General features: G+C 63.5%; 18 protein-coding genes. 8 read left to right on the forward strand and 10 right to left on the reverse strand.

Annotated elements, in window-relative coordinates; all coding sequences use genetic code 11:
- Positions 1–63 precede the first annotated feature (63 nt).
- Complete coding sequence (locus V1278_RS08470; RefSeq protein WP_334380290.1) at positions 64–1,164, forward strand: S1C family serine protease; 1,101 nt, start codon at positions 64–66, stop codon at positions 1,162–1,164.
- A gap of 145 nt (positions 1,165–1,309) precedes the next feature.
- The gene (locus tag V1278_RS08475; protein WP_334380291.1) at positions 1,310–3,634 is read left to right on the forward strand and encodes a xanthine dehydrogenase family protein molybdopterin-binding subunit; all 2,325 of its coding nucleotides are present in this window, start codon (positions 1,310–1,312) and stop codon (positions 3,632–3,634) included.
- A 214-nt stretch (positions 3,635–3,848) separates the two neighbouring features.
- On the opposite strand, the gene V1278_RS08480 is transcribed toward V1278_RS08475, so the two are convergent.
- Genes V1278_RS08480 through V1278_RS08490 form a run of 3 tightly spaced genes read right to left on the reverse strand, consistent with a single transcriptional unit; the run spans position 3,849 to position 7,066 of the window.
- A complete protein-coding gene (locus tag V1278_RS08480) occupies positions 3,849–5,045 on the reverse strand; it encodes an acyl-CoA dehydrogenase family protein (RefSeq protein WP_334364828.1) in 1,197 nt (398 codons plus the stop codon).
- Between the two features lie 13 nt (positions 5,046–5,058).
- Positions 5,059–6,192 (reverse strand): acyl-CoA dehydrogenase family protein, encoded by a 1,134-nt coding sequence (locus V1278_RS08485; RefSeq protein WP_334380292.1) that lies wholly within the window; start codon positions 6,190–6,192, stop codon positions 5,059–5,061.
- A gap of 22 nt (positions 6,193–6,214) precedes the next feature.
- Entirely contained in the window at positions 6,215–7,066 is an 852-nt protein-coding gene (locus tag V1278_RS08490; protein WP_334380293.1) for an enoyl-CoA hydratase, read from the reverse strand.
- A gap of 163 nt (positions 7,067–7,229) precedes the next feature.
- Here V1278_RS08490 and V1278_RS08495 point away from each other — a divergent pair, with 163 nt between their 5' ends.
- The 3 genes from V1278_RS08495 to V1278_RS08505 are packed head-to-tail and all read left to right on the forward strand — an operon-like array spanning position 7,230 to position 9,249.
- Positions 7,230–7,838 carry a LemA family protein gene (locus tag V1278_RS08495; protein WP_334380294.1) on the forward strand — a complete coding sequence of 203 codons (609 nt, stop codon included), beginning with the start codon at positions 7,230–7,232 and terminating at the stop codon, positions 7,836–7,838.
- Between the two features lie 20 nt (positions 7,839–7,858).
- On the forward strand, positions 7,859–8,749 hold the full coding sequence (locus V1278_RS08500; RefSeq protein WP_334380295.1) for a TPM domain-containing protein: 891 nt from the start codon (positions 7,859–7,861) through the stop codon (positions 8,747–8,749).
- A gap of 2 nt (positions 8,750–8,751) precedes the next feature.
- Entirely contained in the window at positions 8,752–9,249 is a 498-nt protein-coding gene (locus V1278_RS08505; RefSeq protein ID WP_334380296.1) for a TPM domain-containing protein, read from the forward strand.
- Positions 9,250–9,521: 272 nt separating this feature from the next.
- Here the strand turns inward: V1278_RS08505 and V1278_RS08510 are convergent, their stop codons facing one another.
- Both V1278_RS08510 and V1278_RS08515 read right to left on the reverse strand, forming a co-directional pair.
- Complete coding sequence (locus tag V1278_RS08510; protein ID WP_334380297.1) at positions 9,522–10,334, reverse strand: MBL fold metallo-hydrolase; 813 nt, start codon at positions 10,332–10,334, stop codon at positions 9,522–9,524.
- Positions 10,331–10,705, reverse strand: coding sequence for a Crp/Fnr family transcriptional regulator (locus V1278_RS08515; protein ID WP_334380298.1), 375 nt, complete (start codon positions 10,703–10,705; stop codon positions 10,331–10,333). Before V1278_RS08515 ends, V1278_RS08510 begins: the two co-directional genes overlap by 4 nt.
- Positions 10,706–10,945: 240 nt before the next feature.
- Between V1278_RS08515 and V1278_RS08520 the strand changes: the two genes are divergently transcribed.
- Complete coding sequence (locus tag V1278_RS08520; protein ID WP_334380299.1) at positions 10,946–11,944, forward strand: hypothetical protein; 999 nt, start codon at positions 10,946–10,948, stop codon at positions 11,942–11,944.
- An 89-nt stretch (positions 11,945–12,033) separates the two neighbouring features.
- Entirely contained in the window at positions 12,034–13,536 is a 1,503-nt protein-coding gene (locus V1278_RS08525; RefSeq protein WP_334364819.1) for a hypothetical protein, read from the forward strand.
- Positions 13,537–13,563: 27 nt separating this feature from the next.
- Here the strand turns inward: V1278_RS08525 and V1278_RS08530 are convergent, their stop codons facing one another.
- The 3 genes from V1278_RS08530 to putA all read right to left on the reverse strand — a co-directional run bounded on the left by V1278_RS08530 (position 13,564) and on the right by putA (position 18,549).
- Complete coding sequence (locus V1278_RS08530) at positions 13,564–14,211, reverse strand: glutathione S-transferase family protein (RefSeq protein ID WP_334380300.1); 648 nt, start codon at positions 14,209–14,211, stop codon at positions 13,564–13,566.
- Between the two features lie 11 nt (positions 14,212–14,222).
- Complete coding sequence (locus V1278_RS08535) at positions 14,223–15,428, reverse strand: CaiB/BaiF CoA transferase family protein (RefSeq protein ID WP_334380301.1); 1,206 nt, start codon at positions 15,426–15,428, stop codon at positions 14,223–14,225.
- A 109-nt stretch (positions 15,429–15,537) separates the two neighbouring features.
- On the reverse strand, positions 15,538–18,549 hold the full coding sequence (gene putA / locus V1278_RS08540) for a bifunctional proline dehydrogenase/L-glutamate gamma-semialdehyde dehydrogenase PutA (RefSeq protein ID WP_334380302.1): 3,012 nt from the start codon (positions 18,547–18,549) through the stop codon (positions 15,538–15,540).
- A 246-nt stretch (positions 18,550–18,795) separates the two neighbouring features.
- On the opposite strand from putA, the gene V1278_RS08545 reads away from it, so the two are divergent.
- The gene (locus tag V1278_RS08545; protein WP_442893674.1) at positions 18,796–19,455 is read left to right on the forward strand and encodes a hypothetical protein; all 660 of its coding nucleotides are present in this window, start codon (positions 18,796–18,798) and stop codon (positions 19,453–19,455) included.
- A gap of 148 nt (positions 19,456–19,603) precedes the next feature.
- Here V1278_RS08545 and V1278_RS08550 read toward each other — a convergent pair whose 3' ends face one another.
- Together V1278_RS08550 and V1278_RS08555 are read right to left on the reverse strand one after the other, a co-directional pair.
- Positions 19,604–19,804, reverse strand: coding sequence for a cold-shock protein (locus V1278_RS08550; protein WP_028351035.1), 201 nt, complete (start codon positions 19,802–19,804; stop codon positions 19,604–19,606).
- Between the two features lie 383 nt (positions 19,805–20,187).
- Entirely contained in the window at positions 20,188–21,918 is a 1,731-nt protein-coding gene (locus tag V1278_RS08555) for an adenylate/guanylate cyclase domain-containing protein (RefSeq protein ID WP_334380303.1), read from the reverse strand.
- Between the last annotated feature and the right edge of the window lie 173 nt (positions 21,919–22,091).

Consider the following 22,091-nt stretch of genomic DNA (forward strand, 5'->3'; position numbering starts at 1 on the left):
TGATGATGCCCGGCCTGCTTAATCTTCCGCATCGCGCTTTGCGCGATATCAAATGAGTGATCGATGAATCGTCGCTTCGCGCTTTCATTAGCCGCCATCGCAGCCGTACTGGTGGCGTTGACCGTCTCCAATATCCGCTACAGCCCGTGGACCAATACAGTCGCCCGCAGCGTCGACCAGCGGGGCCCACTGTCTGACGCCGAGCGCGCAAACATCGAGCTTTTCGAGCGGGTCTCGCCGTCTGTCGTGCAGGTCGCGGCACGATCCGCCGTGGCCAATCCCTTCGAAGAAGAGGAAGGCCCGGCGGCCTCCGGCCGGGCGGCATCCGGCACTGGCTTTATATGGGACAGTAGCGGTCATGTGGTCACCAACAATCACGTCGTGCAAAATGGCCGCGAGGTAGCCGTTCGCTTCGCCTCAGGCGAGGTGGCCCAGGCTTCAATCGTCGGCGTTGCACCGAACTACGATCTGGCGGTGCTGCGGATCAGGAATCCGCGCCAGTTGCCGCCGCCGGTGGCGCTTGGCAGTTCTAACGACCTCAAGGTAGGCCAAATTGCATTTGCGATCGGTAACCCATTCGGACTAGATCAATCGCTGACGAGCGGAATCATCAGCGCGCTCAAGCGGCGGCTACCGACCAGCAGCGGTCGCGAGATCGCCAACGTGATCCAGACCGACACCGCGATCAATCCCGGCAATTCCGGTGGCCCTCTTTTGGACTCGGCGGGACGGTTGATCGGCGTCAACACGGCCATCATCTCGCCCTCCGGCTCCAGCGCCGGCATCGGCTTCGCCATTCCGGCCGATATCGTCAATCGTATCGTGCCCGAACTCATCAAGAATGGTCGGGTGCCGACCCCTGGAATCGGGATCGTCGCCGCCGGCGAAGCCGTTGCGACGCGCATGGGCGTCGAAGGGGTGATCGTCGTGCGTACCGCGCCCGGAGGTCCGGCCGAACGGGCTGGCATCCGTGGCGTCGATTTCAACTCGGGCGCGCTCGGCGACGTGATCGTTCAAGCCGATGGTAAGCCGGTTCACCGGCTCTCCGACCTGACCGACCAGATCGAGCAGGTCGGCGCCGGCAAGAGCGTCCGCATCACACTGAAACGCGGTTCGGAAACGCGCGATGTCAACGTCGATATCGTGGATATCGGCCGCGGCTAATAGTCCCCTCTGAAGGCAGAATCGTGCCCCGCTGCGGTGCTCGCGCCCGCAGCGCTGGCTCTCTTGTTGCTGCGGGCTGAGTAGTTGTCTCGCGGCGAAAAACCGCTAAAACCCCGCTCAATCCGAACAAGCTAAGGACAAACTGATGAACATTCTTCCCGGCAATATGCGTTTCGGTGCGGGCCAGCCGGTCAAGCGTTTGGAAGACCAGAGACTGCTCACCGGGAAGGGGCAGTTCATCGACGACAAGCCCGAGGAGGGCGCGCTGTGGCTTTACTTGCTGCGCTCGCCCCATGCCCACGCCAAAATCGTCTCGATCGACACGACTGATGCCGCCGGTATGCCGGGCGTCCACGCGATCTATACCGGCGCCGAGCTGGTCAAGGACGATATCGGCACCATCCCGACGCTTGCGATCTTCAAGCGGCCGGATGGATCGCCGATGACGGTGCCGCCGCGACGCCTGCTTGCCCATGAAATCGTGCGATATGCCGGCGAAGCTGTGGCCGCCGTGGTCGCGACGTCGCGCGTGCTGGCGCAGACCGCGGCCGAAGCGATCGTGGTCGATTACGAGGTGCTGCCCTCGGTGGTCGACCCTGTCGAGGCGGTGAAGCCCGGCGCACCCGTCGTATGGCCCGAGGCGCCCGACAACATCGTGGCTGCCATGAGCTACGGCGACGCCGCCAGGGTCGAGGAGGCCTTCGCCAAGGCTGCGCATGTGGTCTCGCTCGACCTGGTCAGCCAGCGGCTGGTGCCCTCCGCCATGGAGCCTCGCTCGACGATTGCCGAGATCGAGAAGAAGACCGGCCGGTTGATCCTGCACGTACAGTCGCAAACGCCCGGCTCGACCCGGGACCTGCTGGCGGAATCCATTCTGAAGCGGCCGAAGGATAGCGTCCGCGTGCTGGTCGGCGACATCGGCGGCGGCTTCGGCCAGAAGACCAGCCTCTATCCCGAAGACGGCATCGTTGCTTACGCCGCGACCAAGCTGAACAAGAAGATCCGCTGGCGCGGCGACCGCACCGACGAGTTCGTCGGCGGCACCCATGGCCGAGATCTTACCTCGACCGGCGAATTCGCGCTCGACGCCAAGGGCCGCGTGCTCGCTTACCGCGTGCGTTCGATCGGAGGCACCGGCGCGTACTCGTCGGGGACCGCGAATATCATTCCGCTGGTGCTCGGGCCCTTCGTGCAGACCGGCGTCTACGATCTGCCGCTGGTGCATTTTGAGGTGAAATCGGTGATGACCCACACCGCACCGGTCGGCGCCTATCGCGGCGCCGGGCGGCCCGAAGCCGTGTTCATCGTCGAGCGGCTGATGGATGCCGCCGCGCGTCAGATCGGAATCGACCCGCGTACCATCCGCAAGCTGAACTACATCAAGCCGGCGCAACTGCCCTACACCAATGCGGTCGGGCAGGTGTACGATTCCGGCGCCTTCGCGCACATGCTGTCGCGCGCCTCCGAGCTTTCGGACTGGGATGGTTTTAACGCGCGCAAGAAGGCGGCGAAGAAGAAGGGCCTACTCTACGGTCGCGGCCTTACCAGCTATATCGAATGGACCGGCGGGCGCGCGCATACCGAAAAGGTCAGCCTGCACGCGACCGCGGAAGGCCGCATTATCCTGCATTCCGGCACCATGGCGATGGGGCAGGGCCTGCAGACCACTTACACGCAAATGGTATCCGATACGCTCGGAATTCCCATGGACAAGATCGACGTCGTGCAGGGCGATACCGATCTCGCTACCGGCTTCGGCAGCGTCGGTTCGCGCTCGCTGTTTGTCGGCGGCACGGCGGTTGCGGTTTCGAGCAACGACATGATCCAGAAGGCGCGCGAGAAGGCCTCGAACGTGCTGGAAACGTCCATCGAGGATATCGAATACCGCGACGGCTGGCTGACGGTGGTCGGCACCGACAAGCGCATCAGCCTGTTCGAGATCGCGAAGAACGAGGATGGCGCGCGGCTCTCCGTCGATTCCGAAGGCGAAGTCGACGGCCCGAGCTGGCCGAACGGCACGCATATCTGCGAGGTCGAAATCGATCCGGAAACCGGCGTCAGTAAGGTGGTGCGCTACACGACGGTCGATGACGTCGGCATTGCCGTCAATCCGATGCTGGTGACCGGTCAGGTGCACGGCGGCGTCGCCCAAGGCATCGGGCAGGCGCTCTATGAGGGCGTCGCCTACAGCGAGGAAGGGCAGCTATTGACCGCGAGTTACCAGGATTACTGCGTGCCGCGCGCCGACGACATTCCGCCGATCGCGGTGGCGCTGGACGATTCCGCGCCGTGCCGCACTAATCCGCTCGGCGCCAAAGGGTGCGGCGAATCCGGCGCCATCGGCGGCCCGCCCTGCGTCACCAACGGCGTGATGGACGCGTTGAGCGAGCTCGGCATCAAGCAACTCAACACGCCGCTGACGCCGGCGAAGGTCTGGCAGGCGATAAGGGATGCGAGGGCGGCGGGGTAAAGATCGCGCGGGGTTTCCTACCCTCCCCTGGTCGGCTCGCATGGAGCGCAGCGAAATGCGAGACGGGGTGGGGTGATCTCTCCACTCGGGCACTGTTGGATGTGGAGAGACCTTCACCCCACCCCGCCGCTCATTTCATGAGCGTCGACCCACGAGCGAGCTTCGCTCGTCTCGGACCCCTCCAGGGGAGGGTAAGCGAACAGCAATGAATGGCCTACAGCCCCAACACCATCTTTGCGACGATATCGCGCTGGATCTCCGACGAGCCGCCGAAAATCGTATAGGCCCTGCCGTTGAGATACTCCGGCACGACGGGAAGCAACTCCTCGGGGATTCCCGGCGCCTCGTTGAGCCGGTAGAGCGGCCGCATTGGCTCGACATAGAGCCCGTCATTGCCGATCACGTCGACGCCGAGCCGCGTCACCGCCTGGCGGATTTCGCTGACGCGCAGTTTCAGGAGCGACGACACCGCGCCGGGATTTTGCCCGGTCTGCAGCGCCGACAGCACGCGCAGCTCGGTCATCTCGAGCGCGTCGATATCGACCTCGATCTCCGACATCCGCACCGCGATGTCGGGATCGCCGATGGCGCGGCCGGTCGCGTCAGATTCGGCAAGCTCCGAAATCGTCTTCAGCGCATCGCGCAGCTTGGCCGAGGCGATGCCGGAGCCGCGCTCGAACTCGAGCAGATACTTGCCGTAGGTCCAGCCCTTGCCTTCCTCGCCGACGCGGTTGGCGATGGGCACCCGTACGTCGTCGAAAAACACCTGGTTGACCTCGTGGTCGCCGCCGATGGTCAGGATCGGCCGCGTGGTAATGCCCGGGGTCTTCATGTCGATCAGGATGAAGGAGATGCCGTCCTGCTGCCGCTCGGTCTCGTTGGTGCGCACCAGCGCGAACATCCGGTTGGCGTGGTGGGCGTGCGTGGTCCAGATCTTGGTGCCGTTGATGATGTAGTCGTCGCCGTCGCGCGCGGCTCGGGTTTTCAGCGAGGCGAGGTCGGAGCCGGAGCCCGGCTCGGAATAGCCCTGGCACCAGTAATCCTCGCCCGAGAGAATCCGCGGCAGATAAAAGTTCTTCTGCTCGGGCGAGCCGAAGCCGATGATGACCGGGCCGACCATCTTGACGCCCATCACGTTCACATTGGGCACGCCGGCGCGGGCGCATTCGGCCTCAAAAATCCAGCGTTGCGCCGGGGTCCAGTCCGGCCCGCCATATTCCACCGGCCAGCCCGGCGCGCCCCAGCCCTTCTTGTGCAGCGCGCGCTGCCAGGCCATGCCGATATCGGGATCGGAGAATACCGAGGGCGTCAGCGCGGTGGCGCGTTTCATCTCCGGCGTCAGGTTGACCGCGATGAAGTCGCGCACTTCCTGTTCGAAGGCGCGCTCCTCGGCGCTGAAAGTGAGATCCATCTTGCGCTCCTGTCTAGACGTGGACGCCACGGCCGCCGAGGGCGGCATGACGGCGATAATGATGGGCGCTGCCGCCGAACAGCGTCTCGAAGGCGAGCAGGCGCTTGAAGTAGGAGCCGATGTCGAGCTCTTCGGTAACGCCCATCGCGCCGTGAAGCTGGACGGATTGTTCGGCGACGAAGCGCGCGCATTTACCGATCTTGGCTTTGGCGCCCGAGGCGGCGCGGCTGCGCGCGACCGGTTCGGCATCGACCATCAGTGCCGCGCGCAGAGCCATCGAGCGCGCCTCGTCGCATTGCATCGCCATATCGGCGAGGCGATGGCGGATCACCTGGTTGGCAGAGAGCGGCCGGCCGAACTGCTTTCGGATTTTGGTGTATTCCAGCGTCTGGTCGAGCAGGGTCTGCATGATACCGACGGCTTCGGCACCGAGCGCGGCCATGGCGCGGTCGACCACGACTTCGATCGCCGGCAGCGCGTCGCTGCCGTCGCCGAGCAGGGCATCGGCGGGAAGCTGCACATCCCTGAGTTCGAGGTTGCAGGCCCGGCCGCCACCAAGCCGCGGGAAATCATGTGAGGTGAGGCCGGCCGCGCCTTGCGGCGCCATGAACAGACCGATCTTGCCGTCATCGATGCGCGCCGAGACGATGATCTGCGCGGCGGCGTTGCCGTCGAGTACGGCGATCTTCTGTCCATCGATACGCCAGCCGTCAGGCGTTCTCTTCGCTGTCGTAGCCACCTTGGCAAGATCGTAGCGCGCCTGACGTTCCGAATGCGCGAAGGCTAGAATCAGTGAACCATCGGCAATTTTGGGCAGCAGTCGCTGCTTCTGCGTTTCCGTGCCGCACTCCGCGATCAGCGAAGCGCCGATAACGACGGTGGAGAGATAAGGTTCGGTAACGAGGCCGCGTCCAAATGCTTCCATCAGGATGCCGATCTCGATAGCGCCACCGCCGAGCCCGCCATGTGCCTCGGCAATCGGCAGTGCCAGCCAGCCGAGATCGCCGAACTGCTTCCAGATATCCATGCTGAAGCCGAGCGGATCGTTCGCGATCCTGCGGCGGTGATCGGCGGTGTAAGTCTCATTGACGAAGCGGTCGGCACTTTCGCGCAGCAATCGCTGCTCGTCGCTCAGATTGAGGTCCATCTGATTTGCTTTTGCCTTTTTCTTAGCTGGCCTGCGCCGGCTTTCGGACGGACGGGTGAAGGCCCGCGGGATCCACGATCATTCCGAATTCCTGAAGATTGTGCGCGTGGCACAGCTGATGCAGCGCGAATGCCTGCTCGATCGCCGCAGGCTGTCCCGTCACATCGACCGAGCGGTTGACGGCCTCCTTGGTCAGCTTCAGCGCGAAGGAAGGTTTTGCCGCGATCCTTTCAGCAAGCTTCATCACGAAGGGGGAAAGCTCGTCTCGCGGCACCACGTGGTTGACCATGCCGAGCCGGTGGGCTTCCTGCGCACTCCAGACGTCGGCGGTGAACAGCAATTCCTTGGCCTTGCGCGGGCCTAGCTCCCAGGGATGCACGAACCATTCGACGCCGCAGACGCCCATGGTGACCACGGGATCGCAGAACTCGGCGTCATCGCTTGCGACGATGAGGTCGCAGGCCCACGCCAGCATCAATCCGCCGGCGATGCATTTGCCATGCACTTCGGCAATCGTCGGCTTTGCGAGGTTGCGCCAGCGCCGCGTGATCTGCAGATAGATTTCCTGCTCGCGCGCAAAGCGGCCGTGGGCGTTGGGTTCGGCGAACCCGCCCCAATTTCCGACCGGCGGAAAATCCACGCCGGCAGTATTCTTGGCTCCGGGGCGCAGGTCATGCCCTGACGAAAAATGCGGGCCGTTGCCGGCGAGAACGATGACCTTGACTGCGTCGTCCTGCACCGCCTGATCAAAGGCGGTGCTGAGATCGTAGGTCATCTGCAGGTTCTGCGCGTTGCGCGCCTCGGGTCGGTTCATCACGATCCGCGCGATGCGCGGCTCCGGCCGCTCCACGACGATGGTTTCGAAAGCGGTCAATCGGCCCTCCCTCAATTATTGTTATCGGGCCATGTTGTTATTTCGGCGAATGATAGGCAAGGGCCATCGGGCTGCAAAATGAACCTGAAGCAGGCTTGCGCCTTGCATGCCAGACGCAACCAATCAAACCGGTTGGCGTTGAACTTTCCTTTGGGAGAGTTCGATGCGCAGAGTTTGGACTGTACTGGCGGCGCTGGCGACGCTGAGCCTGACCAATTGCGGCTACAACGCCATCCAGACCAATGACGAGCGGGTCAAGTCGGGGTGGTCGGAGGTGGTCAACCAGTACCAGCGCCGCGCCGATCTGGTGCCCAACCTCGTCAATTCCGTAAAAGGCTTTGCGCAACAGGAAAAGGACGTGCTGCTCGGCGTCACCAATGCCCGCGCCAAGGTCGGCAGCATCCAGGCCACGCCAGAGGTGCTGAACGATCCCGCTGCGTTCCAGAAATTCCAGTCCGCCCAAAGTGAACTCACGAGCGCGCTGTCGCGGCTGCTGGTCGTCACCGAGAATTATCCGCAGCTCAAATCGGATACGCTGTTTCGCGATTTGATGGCGCAGCTCGAAGGCACCGAGAACCGCATCACGGTGGCGCGCAACCGCTACATCAAGGCGGTGCAGGATTACAATGTCGGCATCCGCACCTTCCCGAACAATCTCACGGCGATGGCGTTCGGCTACCAGGAAAAGCCGAATTTTGCGGTCGAGAACGAGAAGGCGATCTCGACGGCGCCGAAGGTGGACTTCAACCCGACGCCGGCGCCTGCCAAGTAGCGGCTGAAAAGGCCACTGCGATGAACGCTGCGAGAGCGTCCCTTCTTGCACTACTGCTGTGCTGGGCTGCTTCAGCTCTGGCGCTCGTCGCGGTGCCGCCCTTGAGCGGGCGGGTCGTTGACCAGACGGGCACACTCGCTGCCGGCGACGTCGCCGCGCTGACGCAGCAGCTTGGGGATCTCGAGGCGCGAAAAGGCAGCCAGATCGCCGTGCTGATCGTGCCGACGACGGACGGCGAGGCCATCGAGCAATTCGCGCTCCGCGTCGCGGAAGCCTGGAAGATCGGCCGCAAGAAGATCGACGACGGCGCGCTTCTCGTGATCGCCAAGAACGATCGCCGCTTGCGGATCGAGGTCGGTTACGGCCTCGAGGGCGCGCTGACGGATGCCACGACCAAGCGCATCATCGACGAGGACATCACGCCAAAATTCAAGAGTGGCGATTTCGCCGGCGGTGTTTCGGCAGGCGTCAACCGGATGATCGCGGTCGCCAATGGCGAGAAACTGCCGGAGCCGGAACCGCCACACTGGCAAAGTCCCGGCTTGTCCAACTATGTCGATCCGTTCAATCCATTTATCCTCGTCTTCGTTTTCATTGTCGGTGGGGTGCTGAGGGCGGTGCTCGGCCGATTCATCGGCGCGGCGGCGACCGGCGGCATCGCAGGCGTCTTCGGCTGGTTCGTTGCGGGATCGTTCGCAGTGGCGATCCTCATCGGCTTTATCGCGTTCGTCGTAAGTTTCCTCGTCCAGAACATGGGCTCGATGGGCCCAAGCGCGGGACGCCGCGGCAGGGACAGTGGATGGGTCGGTGGCAGCGCGGGCTCCTGGTCCGGCGGTGGCAGCTCCAGCGACAGCGGGTTCCGCGGTGGCGGTGGCAGCTTTGGCGGCGGCGGTGCATCGGGGAGCTGGTAGACATGAGCATCGCACGTATCATCAGGCATCTTCTCCAGCATCACTGGCGTCGCCGCCGCGATTTCCCGCCAGCCGTCTTGGCAGGGATCGAACAGGCGATCAAAGCGGGCGAGGCAACTCATTCCGGGCAGGTCCGTTTCGTGGTCGAAGGCGCGCTCGACGGCGCACCGCTGTTTCGCAACCAGCCCGCGCGAGAACGGGCGCTGGACGTCTTTTCGCATTTGCGGATATGGGATACCGCCGACAATAACGGCGTGCTGATCTATCTCTTGCTCGCCGATCACGACGTCGAGATCGTCGCCGACCGCGGGATCGATGCTAAGGTCGGTGCTGAGGGGTGGGAGAAAATCTGCCGGCAGATGGAAGCCGATTTCCGCGCCGGGCATTTCGAGCGGGGCGTGATCACTGGCGTCCAGGCTGTGTCGCGGGAACTGGTGACGCATTTTCCGAAGGCGGGCGGCGGGCCGAATGAACTCCCGGATGCACCTGTGGTGATGTAACCCACGCCCAATGCCCTAAACCAATGGATAGTCGGCTCCATCCGTTTCCATAGTGTGAGCCTACCTCTGGACGGATTGGCCATACCTGCATGCAATGGCATCAGCCGATGCTGGGTGTTACCGATAATGCAGTAAGCGGAATGCAAAGCAACGGAACCGGACCCGCGAGCCGGCAGTTGCAAGACAAGGTCGGCGGCGTAACGCCCGCCGGCCTTTTTCTTGATCAAGCGGACAGCGAACTGCTCGACATTGTATCCTGCGGGCCGGCAGGCCTAGCTGTCGTCGAGCTTGTTGAGGTCGCGCACCGACTGCATGATCGGCTCGAAATTCGCTCGCGCGTCCAGCGCGTCGAATAATTGCGCGGTATCCGACAACAATCCATGCGAGCGCTGGATCGCGATCCGCACATCCTCCTGCGGCGTGTCGGACAGCCGTCCGTGGCCCGACAGCAGGATTTTCGAGTTCAGGCCCTTCAGCCGCTCCAGCGACTGGATGTAGTCGGCGATGCTGCCGGAGCCGAACACGCCGCCCATGACGCCACCGGGCATCAACGTATCGGAGGCGAACAGCAGTCCCTTGTCCTGGTCGAACAGCGTGATGCAGGCCGAGGTATGGCCGGGCGTGTGCATCACGTTGAGGCGGAAACTGCCGAGGTCGATCAAATTGCCTTCTTCAAGCCAGAGATCGATGTTGATCGGCACGTTCGGCTCGTTGAACATCTTGCGCAGCATTGAGAAGTCGTCGCGCAGCATGATCTTGTTGGCGGCGAGGCGGTGCGCGGCGATGAAGGCGCGGCCGTGGAAATGATAGGCCGCGCCGATGTGGTCGAGATGCTCGTGGCTCAGCACTACCATATCGATATCGTCGGGCTTTACCCCGACGTGATCGAGAGACGTCAGCAGGTGCGGATAGTTCGAGGATAGCCCGACATCGATCAGGATGGTGCGCGAGCTCCCTCGCACCAGATAGGCGTTCGCCGCACGGTTCTTGAAGCGGACCTGGTAGACGTCTTCGGCGGCCTGGATCAGCGTACAGAAGTCGCTCTCGAGCAGCGTCTTGAACGGGCTTGGTCTGCGCTCGCTCATGAACCGCCCGCGGTTCGGAAGGCGACCGTGTTGGAGGCCCGCAGGCGCTTGCTGAGCGCATCCATGATCATCAGCGCAAAGGCAGGCTGCTGGCTCACCAGGTAGACGAAGCGGGCGTGATTTATGCGCATCACGCGGGTGTGTGGGGTGGCCGCAATGGCCGTCGCAGAACGCGCCGAGCCGTCGATTACCGCCATCTCGCCGAAGAACTCACCCTTGCCGAGCGTGACGATCACGGTCTTGCTGGCGCCGTTCATCTTGGCGATCTCGACCTTGCCGTCGAGCACGACGAACAGTTCCCGGCCGGTCGAGCCTTCCTCAAAAATGACGTCATCTACATCAAACTCGTTGATGCATTTCTCGATGGTCATGGTGGCCCCCTGCCTTTCTGGCTGGTCGGTTGCGTCCATGTTAGTCGGGAAAAGAGCCGGCGCAAACGGAACCACGGATGCCGCAGGGCAGCATAGGAAAGGCTGGACCGGGATGGCTGACGTGTATCAGGCCAAAACCGGACCGGATCAGTTCCTAAAATTTCGGTAAGGCCCGGGCCGGTAACGATTTGGCAAGCAATAAAAGTTACCAAATGGTCAATCAATTCTGGAGAATCCAACGTGAGCGATCAACAATCCCAGCCCACCAGCGGTGAGACCGGAACCCTTGGGGCCGGGCCAGCCGCACCGGACAAACCGGCGCCGAGCGAGCCGGTGGCCGCCGCGGCTGAGGTCGAGCCCGTGAGACTGGCGCCCGAGCAGGAAGAGACCGCCCCGAAGCCAGACGCGCCCAAGGTGGACGCCGTCAACATGGAAGCGCCAAAGGTTGAGGCTCCCAAGGTTGATGCTCCCAAAATCGACGCCGTAAAGCCGGAAGCGCCGCGCTTCCCCGGCAATGTGACGATCATGTCGCCTGGCGACCGCGTCGGCACTGAGACGAAGGCTGCGCCGGCGGAGCCATCGTCCGGCAAGCGCAGGATCGGCGCCATGGCCGCCGTTGTGGCGCTGGCGACCGTGGCCGGTGCGCTCAGTGGCGCGTTGGCGACCACAGGTATTGGAAAGTTGATGGCCGGAGATTCGACCCAGGCGTCGGCAAAGGACAGCGCCCTCGAAGCCTCGGTGGCGCGGCTCGATGCCGAGATCGGTGCACTGAAGGCGAGCCTGGAGCAGACGTCCAAGACGACGACAGGCCAGCTCAACAAGGCCAGTGATCGCCTCGACAAGGTCGAGAAGGCCCAGGCCGAGCCCGCGGCGAAACTTGCCAAGCTCAGCGAGACCGTCGACAAGCTCCGCGCCGCCCAGGCCTCCGCAACGACCGCTGCTGCCGCGCCGGCCCCTGCGAAGGAAGTGACCGGCTCGGTGCCGCAGCAGGTTGCTGCCGCCGCGCCCGCGCCAGCACCCGCGGTTCCGCCCAAGCCTGAAGTCGCCCGCCTGCCGACCGTCGAAGGCTGGGTATTGCGCGATGTCGGCAACGGCAGCGCGCTGATCGAGAGCCGCCGCGGCATGTATGAGGTCTATGCCGGCGATCCCGTGCCCGGCCTCGGCCGTGTCGACGCCATTCGCAAGCAGGACGGCCGTTGGGTGGTCGTGACCAGCAAAGGCCTGATCGCCGCGCGATAACGCACGACAAACCAACAGCAAGGCGTTTCACGGCGATGTGAAGCGCCTTTTTTCTTGAATAGACCTCTTCGCGCGGTGTTAGTTGCGACATGAGCCGCGCGCCACGATTTCTCGCCATTTTGTTTGCTCTGCTGTGTGGTGCTTTGTCGGCGCGTGCGGCACAGGGTGCGGCGCTTGGGCGCGGTGCCGCTATCACCGATCCCGTGACGTTACGCGGGCTTGATGGTGGAAAACTTCGCCTCGACCGCATGCTCGTGCCGGAGCGGTCGGCGGATATCCCGCTTGCCAATAGCGAATTATTCGCTTTGCCATCGATGGCGACAGTCCGGCATGCGATCGACGGCGAGTTCGATCGCTACATCGCGCGGCATCACGCGAGCCTTTCAAAGGAAACGATCGGCATCGGCGAGGGCTTCGATTTCCAATTGTTCGACCGCACGCTGCTTTATTCACAAGAGACGCGGTTCGTGCTGGCCGGCATCGTCAATCGTATGGACCGCACCTACGCCGCAGAAGCAAGCTGCGGCGAGATACGCCTGATTTACCGCCTGACGCGGGTCAACAAGGCGGCGGGCGACGATGCGTCGCCGCCGCGGCTGCCGATGACGCTGAACCTCGTGCTGAAGGCAAGAGGCGAGGGGGCGGCGATCGCATGCTCCGAAATTGCCAGGCGCTGGCTCGGCGGAGAGCCGTCGGCGAGCGATGGCCCGCTCGATCTGATCGACTATCAGAATATCGATCGCATCGAGACCAATCTCCAGATCGCGCACGCGCCGAAATCCTCGGTTCGCGACTTCCGTACTGATTATCTCCTGAAGGTGTTTCGCTACGACCGGCAAGCGCGCGCGTTCGTGGAATCGCCGATGGAGAACCAGATCGACCGTGCGCGCCTTCTGGCGGACGATGGCCTCAAGCGCGAGTTCAGGGCATGGCTGCTCGATCCCGTCAATCTCGTCGCGTTCGATCGTGGCACCGTGCTGATCCCGGAAAAATTCCTCGCGAGCGGCGCGATTGCGCCAACGCCGGTCGGATTCGATCCGTCGGATCTGGAGCCGGAATTCGGGCTGGTGCATGGAGAGGGCGCCGTGTTCAGCGATGCTGACGTGGTGACGGCGTTAAGGAAGGCCACGGAAGGCGGCGCGAAGCTGCAGAATATCCGCTCGCGTGCCGGGTTCGAGCGGCGGCTCAACGACGTGACCTGTTCCGGCTGCCATCAGACGCGCGGCATCGGTGGCTTTCATTTCCCAGGCGTCGACTGGATGGCTGACAAGCCTTCGAATACAACCGTGGTGCCGGCGTCGCCGCACTTCTTCGGCGACCAGATCCGCCGCCGCGATATTCTCGCGGCGCTGCGCGACGGCGAGCCGCCGGACTATTCGCGCGGATTTGCCAGCCGTCCGCAGTTGCGCGGCAGCACCGAACTTGCCGGCAGCAACTACTACGACGGCTGGGGCGCGCATTGTTATGTGCGAGGCAAGTCAGCCGCCAACGATGACGGAAGTTTTCGCGACTGGACCTGCGCCGAAGGCCTGACCTGTCAAGCCGCCGGCAAGATCTCGCGCATCGGCATGTGCTTCGTCAAAAGCCGGTAGCGATACGCAAGGTCGCTTGACGCACGACTATTTGGCGTAGTGCGTCAGGCGCTTGCCGGGTAGCAGATCATACGCTGATTTCCAGCCGGGCAGTTGCGCCATCCGCGCGAGCCAGGCGTTGATCGCGGGATGGCTCACCGCCCAATCATACCCGGTCTCGTCTGCGGGATAATGCAGATAGGCCATCATGGAAATGTCGGCCACCGTCGGCCGTTCGCCGATGGCGAATGCATTCTTCTGCATGTGTTGTTCGAGAATCGACAGGAAATCGTCGAGGCGCCTGCGGAAATGTTTCAGCACGTGCTCGTCCGGCGACGGCGTGAAGGTTCGGAAATAGCGGTACGTCGCCATGTAACCGGTGAGCTTGTGGTTGTCCCAGAACAGCCAGCGCAGCAATTCGAACTGTTCCTGCTCGGTCTCGCCGTCGAACCGGCCGAATTGCTTTGCCAGCTTGAGTAGGATCGGCGCTGTCTGGGTGAGACGCTCGCCGTCGACCTCGAGCACGGGAATTTCGCCCATCGGATTGACGTCGCGCCGCCATTCCGGCGTGCGCGTGATGCCGCCGCCGAAATCGGTCCATACCGGCTCGAAGCTCTGCCCACACAGGGTGAGCATCAGCGCGAGCTTGTAGCTGTTTCCCGACTCCGGAAAGTAATGCAGTCGATATCTGGGCATGGCTTTTCGACTTACGCCACTGCGCCGGCCGAGCGCAGCGCTTTGATTGCTGCCTCATCATAGCCGGCGTCACGCAAAATTTCGTCGCTGTGCTCGCCGATGCCGGGCGGCTTGCGCGGCTGGACCTTGCGGCTGCCGTCGACCCAGATCGGACTGTTGATCGTGAGCATGGTGTCATTTTCGAACGGCACCAGTACCTCGTTCTCGATCATCTGCCTGTCATTCGGAATATCGTCGAGGATGCCGACCACGCCGAATACCAGGCCGTTGCCGTCGAGGATCTTGCGCCATTCCGCAAGGTCCTTGGTCACAAACGTCTCGTCGAAAATCTTGATCAGCTCGATCGACCGCGCATGACGGTCCTTCTTGGTCTCGAAGCGGGGATCGGTGACGAGATCCTCGCGGCCAAGGCAGCGCGCTAGCGTCGGCCATTGCCGGTCCTCGTTGAGCAGGGAGAGGATCAGCCAGCGTCCGTCCTTGCACTGGTAGTGGTTGGTCACCGCGTTCAGCGCGCGCTCGCGCGGACGGCGTTCGCCGAATTTCGCGCCGACCAGTTTTGCTTGCGCCAGCACCGAAGCGGCCCAGACGCCGTTGGCCATCAGGTTGGAGCTGACATGCGATCCCTTGCCGGTGCGCTCGCGCTTGTAGAGCGCTGTGACGATCGCGCCGTAAAATGCCATCGCGCAGGGGTGGTCGCCCATGCCGGCGATCGAGCGCGCCGGCGTCGTATGTTCGTCCGCCCGTACCAGGTCCATTAGGCCGGAGCGCGCCCAATAGGCATTGGAGTCGAAGCCGGGCTTGTTGGCTTCCTCGCCCTTCTCGCCATAGCCGGTGAACGAGGCGTAGATCAGGCGCTCGTTGTGGGGTGCCAGATGCTCGTGGGTGATGCCGAGCCGTTGGCGCACCTGCGGCGGGTAGTTGGTGATGAAAACGTCGGCCTGGGCGGCGAGGCGATGCAGCACCGCCTGTCCCTCGGGCTTGGAGAGATCGAGCGCGAGGCTCCGCTTGTTGCGCGCCTCCAGCATCCACGCAAAATTGTACTCGCTATGCGGGTAGCCCGGCAAATTCGGCAGGTTGCGATAGGGATCGCCGGCGCCGGGCGGCTCGATCTTGATCACGTCGGCGCCGAAATCCGACAGCACGGTGGCGGCCGCGGGCGCGGCGATGAAGCTCGCGCAATCCAGAACCTTGAGGCCGTCGAAGATACCCTTTTCCATAGTGCCGCCGCTCCGTGTGGCTTGTTGATTTTTTTCGCAAGTCGGAATTACCGCTAGCGAAAATCTGGAATTCGGATGCCATTTGGCCCATGTGGGGTGGGCGATGCAACTACTCGCCGCCAGACATCAGCGCTGCATTTCCGCCGGCAGCCGCCGTGTTGATGGTCACCGTCTGCTCGGTTGCAAAACGCGCCAGATAATGCGGCCCGCCGGCCTTGGGCCCGGTGCCGGATAGCCCGTGGCCGCCGAACGGCTGCACGCCGACGACTGCGCCGATCATGTTGCGGTTGACGTAGATATTGCCGACCTGCAGGCGCTCGATGGCGTCTTCCACCGTATCGTCGATCCGGGAATGGATGCCGAGCGTCAGTCCGTAGCCGGAGCGCTCGACCGATTGCAGCACCTCGTCGAACCGGTCAGCGCGATAGCGAACCACATGCAGCACTGGGCCGAACACTTCTTCCGTGAGCTGGCCGGCATCGGACAGTTCAAAAATATGCGGTGCGACGTAATTGCCCTGTGGTGCGTGACCCGCAAAGTGCACCCGGGCTTCTTTCTTCATCCGTTCGATATGCGCGTCCAGCCGCTGCTTGGCCTCGGCGTCGATCACCGGTCCGATATGCGTGGCCGGATCGCAGGGGTCGCCGATGACGAGTTCGCGCGCCGCGCCCGCAATCATCTCGATCACGCGGTCGGCGACGTCGTCCTGCAGGAACAACAGCCGCAGTGCCGAGCAGCGCTGGCCGGCGGAGCGGAATGCCGAGGTCACGACGTCGTCGGCGACCTGTTCGGGCAGGGCGGTGGCATCGACGATCATCGCATTGATGCCGCCGGTCTCGGCGATCAGCGGCACGATCGGCCCATCCTTGGCAGCGAGCGCGCGGTTGATCGTGCGCGCCACCTCGGTCGAGCCGGTAAAGACGACGCCGGCGATCTCGGGATGTGCCACCAGCGCGCCGCCGATCCGGCCGTCGCCGGCGATCAGATGCAGCGCTGATGCCGGCACGCCGGCTTCGTGCAACAGCCTGATGGCTTCAGCCGCAATCAGCGGCGTCTGCTCGGCCGGCTTCGCGACGACCGCGTTGCCCGCCATCAATGCCGCCGCGACCTGTCCAAGGAATATCGCCAGCGGAAAATTCCACGGCGAGATCGCGACGAAGACGCCGCGGCCGCGCAGACGGAGCATATTGCTCTCGCCGGTTGGGCCCACAAGCGGCTTGCCATCGCCAAACAGCTCGCGTCCCTGTGCCGCATAGTAGCGGCAGAAGTCCACGGCTTCGCGGACTTCTGATACCGAATCGTCCAGCGTCTTGCGGCCCTCTCGTTGCAGCAGCGCGATGAAATGCGCCGCGCGGGCTTCCAGGAGATCCGCAGCTTTTTTAAGCACGGCTGCGCGTGTCTTGGCCGGTGTTCTGCTCCAATTCGTGAAGCCGGCGCGTGCGGCCGATACCGCCGCATTCGCCTCCATCTCCGTCGCATCCGCAATGCTTCCGGATGCGGGCAGTCGTTCCGCGGCGATGGCCGAGACGAGTTTGCTCAACGCCGCGCGTTCACCGAATTCGATTCCGCGGGAGTTTTTTCGTTGCGGCCCATAGAGGTCGCGCGGCAGCGGGATATTCGGATGTCTGGCATTATCGGCGCTGCCGACGATATCAGCAGGGCGCCGCAGCAATTGCGAGACCGGCACCGCCCCGTCGGCGGCGAGCGCGACAAAGGATGAATTGGCGCCGTTCTCCAGCAATCGCCGCACCAGATAGGCGAGGAGGTCGCGGTGGCTGCCGACCGGCGCGTAGGTGCGATGAGCGATATCGGGACGGTCTTCGCCTAGCTTTGCGTAGAGGGCCTCGCCCATGCCGTGCAGGCGCTGGAATTCGAATCCGCTCTGCTCCGTTGCCAGTTCGAGGATGGTCGCGACGGTGAGCGCATTGTGGGTGGCGAACTGCGGAAATATCCGTGGTCGCAGCGCCAGCAATTGTTTTGCGCAGGCAACGTAGTTCAGGTCCGTCATCGCCTTGCGGGTGAATACGGGATAGCCGTCGAGCCCGCGTTCCTGCGCGCGCTTGATCTCGGTGTCCCAGTAGGCGCCCTTGACCAGCCGCACCATCATGTTGCGGTCGAGGCTGCGTGCGAGCCGATCGACGTAATCGATCACGTCACTGGCCCGTTTCTGGTAGGCCTGGATCGCTAGCCCAAATCCGTCCCAGCCCGCAAGCGAGGGATCAGCGAAGGCTGCCGCGATCACGTCGAGCGACAATTCCAGCCGGTCCGCTTCCTCGGCATCAACCGTGAAATTGAGATCATAGGCTTTGGCTTGCCGGGCGAGATCGATCAGCCGCGGAACCAGTTCGTCCATCACCCGCGCTTGGCTCACGGCCTCGAAACGGGGATGCAACGCGGAGAGCTTGACCGAGATGCCGGGCCGGTCGGGCAGGGGACGGTCATCGGCCGTGCGGCCGATCGCCTCGATGGCACTGGCATAGGAAGTGAAGTAGCGCGCGGCGTCGTCGTCGGTGCGGGCGCCTTCGCCGAGCATGTCGAAGGAGTAGCGTTGCTGGCGCGCGGAATGCGGTTGCGCCCGCGACAGCGCCGCCTCGATGGTCTCGCCGAGCACGAAATGATTGCCCATCAGTCGCATCGCCTGCCGCGTTGCCGCCCGCACCGCGGGCGCGCCCAGCCGCTTGGTCAGCCGCCCGATGGTGCCCTGCGGGGTCTCGCCGGGCTGGATCACGCGGGCCGACATGCCGAGCGCCCACGCCGAGGCGTTGACTAGGAAGGCGCTCGACCTGGTTTCATGATGGATGAAGTCGCCCTGGCCGAGTTTGTCCTCGATGAACTGGTCGGCGGTGCGGGCGTCCGGGACCCGCAACAGCGCTTCCGCCAGCACCATCAGCGCCAGCCCCTCCTTGGTCGACAGCGCGAACTCGCGCAGCATGTCCTCGACCCCGCCGAGAGGATCGTCGTTGGCCCTGATGGCTTTGATCAGCGCAGTCGCTGCACGATCGATGCGCCGCTCCTGCGCCGCGTCCAGCCGCGCGGCCTGGAGCAGGCGGGTGGCCATTGCGCGGTCATCGGGCGCGTAGGGCGCGCGGAAGGGTGGAAGCGGCGACGGAGGAATCAGCATGGGATTTCTAGCATGGGATTTCTCTTGGCTTCGGCCAGTCTAACGGGGCCGGGATGGGCGGAACAGGCCCGCAAGTCCCCTCAATTGCGCTGGGGATGGCGGTGCCGGCGGAACCGACTGGCGCATGGAAAACACAGCGGCCGGAATTTCGGCGGCCTGATCCACAGATCGCGGGCTTGCTGGTTGGCAGCGTGCAGGAGCCGCGCTAATCGTCAGGCACGCCGTCGCTTGGGAACAGCAGGGATCATGAGAGGCGCCGCTCCGCCGATACAGGGAAGCCGAACGCGGACCAGCTTCGCGGTCGCGTTTGGCGTGCTCCTGACCGCGCTGTTCGGAGCGCTGCCGGCGAGAGCGGTCGAGATGAGCGCCGAGGTCGCCAATCTCTACAACTCGGTTTCGATCTATCCGCCGTCAGCCAAATCCATGACGGTGTGCTACGGCTTCGTCTGCCGGCGCCGCGAGATCCTCGATTTCACGGCCGGCGACCGCAGCGCGTTGACACAGATCATGCAAGCGGGCCGCGCCTCGGCCGCGGCCGAACGCGCGGCAGTGCAGAGGGCGGTGGTGTGGTTCGATCGCCGCATGGGGCCGATCATCGGCACCAACAAGCGCGTGGCGAAAGCTGACTTCCGCTACTTCGACGACAAGCACAATTACGATTGCTGGGACACCACGCGCAACACCACCAGTCTTTTGCTGGTGCTGCAGGAGTGGGGCCTGTTGAAGCATCACGCGATCGGCGATCCGCGCTATCGCGGTAATACGCTGGTATTGCAGACACCGCACAACACCGCGGTGCTGGTCGATCGCGCCACCAGGGTCGAATGGGTCGTCGATCTCTGGCCGCGCGGCTACCTGCAGCCACCGGACGTGATGACGGTTCAGAAGTGGGTCACGGAAGATTGAGCGGCCGGTTTTTCGCGCAACGATCTAGCCATCGTGCGTGCAGAAGCGGTGCCCGCTCCGCCGAACGCTCACAGTTTTCGAGAAGTTTCTTAAGCCCTACTCCCGGATTTAGGTCCGAGAGTGCGCCGTTGCCGATTGCGCGGTCGCGCTAAACCTTGAGGTTCTCGGCCGAAGTTTTGCCGCGGTTGGCGATCTCTTCGTACTCGACGGTCTGCCCTTCATTGAGTGTCGAAAGACCAGCTTTCTCAACTGCCGAAATATGAACGAACACGTCCTTGCCGCCGCTTGAGGGTTGGATAAACCCGTATCCCTTGGTCGGGTTGAACCACTTCACCGTACCTTTAGCCATTCACGTCGTCTCCGCGGAATCAAAAAAATAAACGAGCTGCCGGTCCCCGCACTAACCGGCATGCCCGAGGCATGAGGATACGCGGGTTGGGGCAGGCTGGGTAGCGTAAACGGACCGGCCGTTTCGGCAAAAATGCCCCCATTCCCAGCCGATTCCGGCCGTTTTGAGGGTTTCCGGTCCATTTGACGCGGCCGGGCGGCCGGCAATTCCAATTTTTGGCGGGTGGATCGATCCGCTGCGTTGACGCCATTCTTTCGCCTGGAGGGTGGCGGCGGCGAGCCTTCAGCATGGCTGCGCCGCGCTTGGGCATGGCCGCGCCGCGTTCGCCGACACTTTTCTGAACGATTATTCATGCGCCTCGAACCACCATTGCCGGCGTGATTTCACGCGGCGGCGCTTTGCTCTTCGTTAGCCAGCGCCGGCAGCATCCGCGCATCTGTCACGCTGCGTACGATCATCGGCTCGTTGCGTCCGCGGATCTCGACTTCATGCTGCGGCAATGCATCGGCGGCGAGGCCAGCGGTAGCGCGAACTTCGTCCGAGATGACGACTTCGCATGCAAGGCTCTTGGTCATGTCCTGCAGGCGCGCCGCGACGTTGACGGCGTCGCCGAGCGCGGTGAACACCATGTGATCGCGGTAGCCGATATCACCGACGATCACTTCGCCGCCGTTGATGCCGATGCCGAAGCGGATCGGTTCGCGCAAATCATGTTCGAGAAATTTATTCAATTCGTCGATGTTGGCAGCGATCATCGCCGCCGCGTGCAATGCCTGGCGGCAGGCTTCCTGCCGGCTGGTCGAAAGTCCGAACAGCGCCAGCATGCCGTCGCCGACGAACTGGTTCGGCATGCCGCCGCTCGCGAGCACCGCCTGCGACACCGCGCCGAGGAACCGGTTGACGATGAAGACGGTGTCGAACGGCAGGCGCTTTTCCGCAAGCTTGGTCGAGCCGCGCATGTCCACGAACAGGCTGACGAGATAGCGCTCCTGACCAATCCGCGTCGGGTGCGACTCGTGACCGTCGGCGGAGGTGAGCGGCAGGAAGAGTTGAAAGAATGAGAGATCGGATGGCGGCCGCAACTGACAGGCGAGGCGGATGGATGGATCCGAGGTGCCGACCCGGCCAAGCACGAACGCCTCGCGCTGCGACGGCTCTGGCAGCGCAGAGCAGTCGCCGATGATGCGGATGCGGCAGGTCGAGCAGCGGGCGCGGCCGCCGCAGACGCTGGCATGCGGCACGTTGTTGCGCAGGCTCGCCTCGAGTACGCTCAGGCCCTTCGGCACACGGACGGTGCGCCCGTTGCCGTAGGACAGGCTGATCATGCCGCGGCGGCGCTCGTTGATGGCGCGCACGCCTCTCGCCACCAGCGCGATGCCGATTAGGCCGAAATAGCCGAACAGGAAATAGTCGGTGATGCGATCGAGCGCCTGCGCCTCGGCCCGCGTGCCGATCTGGCGCTCCGACTGGGTTTCCGCCCGCCATTCCACGCTGTCATTGTCAATCACCATGCGCCCGCTCTGATAGAAGCCGAGCATGGAAAGCGTCGGAATAAGTACCGCCGCGGCGAGCAGCAACGGGGCTGCGCGCTTGTAGAACGCCCGCATCCGCAGCCACAGATACAGCCCGATGCAGCCATGCACCCAAGCGATGGTCATGACCGCGAGCATCATCCAGATCCGCCACGGCGCCCAGATCCAGTACAGGAACAGGATCTGCGGATAGAGTTTCTCATGTCCGTAGAGCGTCTGGCCGAGCCGGACGCCGATGATATGGGCGATGATCAGCATCGGCACGCTGAGGCCGAGTGCAAGCTGCAGCGGCTCGATCGCCTTCCAGCGGAATTGCCGGCGTTCATACAATGCCCAGATGCCGAGCGCGGTGTGCACCAGGCATGCCGCGTAGAACAGGACCGTGACCGGCAGGAACTGCCAGAACGACGTGTGGAGATAGACGCCGGTCGCCAGCGCCTCGAGCGAGATGTTGCCGAGCGCATGGTTGAGGAAATGGCTGACCAGATAGGCGAACAAAATCACCCCGGTGACAAGGCGGACCTGCCGCAGGCTGATGCCGCGGAGGAAGGTCGTGATCTGGTCTCGGGAGAGGGCGGCCATGCGATCCATAGGTCAATATTGGGCAATGGTAGCGACTAATTCATACGGTGAATACCACTCGCCGTCGTCCCTGCGACCCGTCTTCGCCAAGGCTTCGCCGGGGTTTGACGTTGGGCTCGCCGAAGCTTTAGCGAAGGCGGCACGCAGGGACCCATACTCGCGGCCTCTCAGTG

Origin of the sequence: Bradyrhizobium sp. AZCC 1577 (genome assembly GCF_036924575.1) — a bacterium.
Classification (GTDB): domain Bacteria; phylum Pseudomonadota; class Alphaproteobacteria; order Rhizobiales; family Xanthobacteraceae; genus Bradyrhizobium.

What these genes read in the sequence shown, in the direction of transcription:
- V1278_RS08530 (WP_334380300.1), bottom strand. Translation starts at nt 14,211, where the DNA reads ATGCCCAGATATCGACTGCATTACTTTCCGGAGTCGGGAAACAGCTAC.
- V1278_RS08545 (WP_442893674.1), top strand. Translation starts at nt 18,796, where the DNA reads ATGAGAGGCGCCGCTCCGCCGATACAGGGAAGCCGAACGCGGACCAGC.
- V1278_RS08535 (WP_334380301.1), bottom strand. Translation starts at nt 15,428, where the DNA reads ATGGAAAAGGGTATCTTCGACGGCCTCAAGGTTCTGGATTGCGCGAGC.
- V1278_RS08495 (WP_334380294.1), top strand. Translation starts at nt 7,230, where the DNA reads ATGCGCAGAGTTTGGACTGTACTGGCGGCGCTGGCGACGCTGAGCCTG.
- V1278_RS08550 (WP_028351035.1), bottom strand. Translation starts at nt 19,804, where the DNA reads ATGGCTAAAGGTACGGTGAAGTGGTTCAACCCGACCAAGGGATACGGG.
- V1278_RS08500 (WP_334380295.1), top strand. Translation starts at nt 7,859, where the DNA reads ATGAACGCTGCGAGAGCGTCCCTTCTTGCACTACTGCTGTGCTGGGCT.
- V1278_RS08505 (WP_334380296.1), top strand. Translation starts at nt 8,752, where the DNA reads ATGAGCATCGCACGTATCATCAGGCATCTTCTCCAGCATCACTGGCGT.
- V1278_RS08470 (WP_334380290.1), top strand. Translation starts at nt 64, where the DNA reads ATGAATCGTCGCTTCGCGCTTTCATTAGCCGCCATCGCAGCCGTACTG.
- V1278_RS08475 (WP_334380291.1), top strand. Translation starts at nt 1,310, where the DNA reads ATGAACATTCTTCCCGGCAATATGCGTTTCGGTGCGGGCCAGCCGGTC.
- putA (WP_334380302.1), bottom strand. Translation starts at nt 18,549, where the DNA reads ATGCTGATTCCTCCGTCGCCGCTTCCACCCTTCCGCGCGCCCTACGCG.
- V1278_RS08525 (WP_334364819.1), top strand. Translation starts at nt 12,034, where the DNA reads ATGAGCCGCGCGCCACGATTTCTCGCCATTTTGTTTGCTCTGCTGTGT.
- V1278_RS08510 (WP_334380297.1), bottom strand. Translation starts at nt 10,334, where the DNA reads ATGAGCGAGCGCAGACCAAGCCCGTTCAAGACGCTGCTCGAGAGCGAC.
- V1278_RS08480 (WP_334364828.1), bottom strand. Translation starts at nt 5,045, where the DNA reads ATGGATCTCACTTTCAGCGCCGAGGAGCGCGCCTTCGAACAGGAAGTG.
- V1278_RS08485 (WP_334380292.1), bottom strand. Translation starts at nt 6,192, where the DNA reads ATGGACCTCAATCTGAGCGACGAGCAGCGATTGCTGCGCGAAAGTGCC.
- V1278_RS08515 (WP_334380298.1), bottom strand. Translation starts at nt 10,705, where the DNA reads ATGACCATCGAGAAATGCATCAACGAGTTTGATGTAGATGACGTCATT.
- V1278_RS08555 (WP_334380303.1), bottom strand. Translation starts at nt 21,918, where the DNA reads ATGGCCGCCCTCTCCCGAGACCAGATCACGACCTTCCTCCGCGGCATC.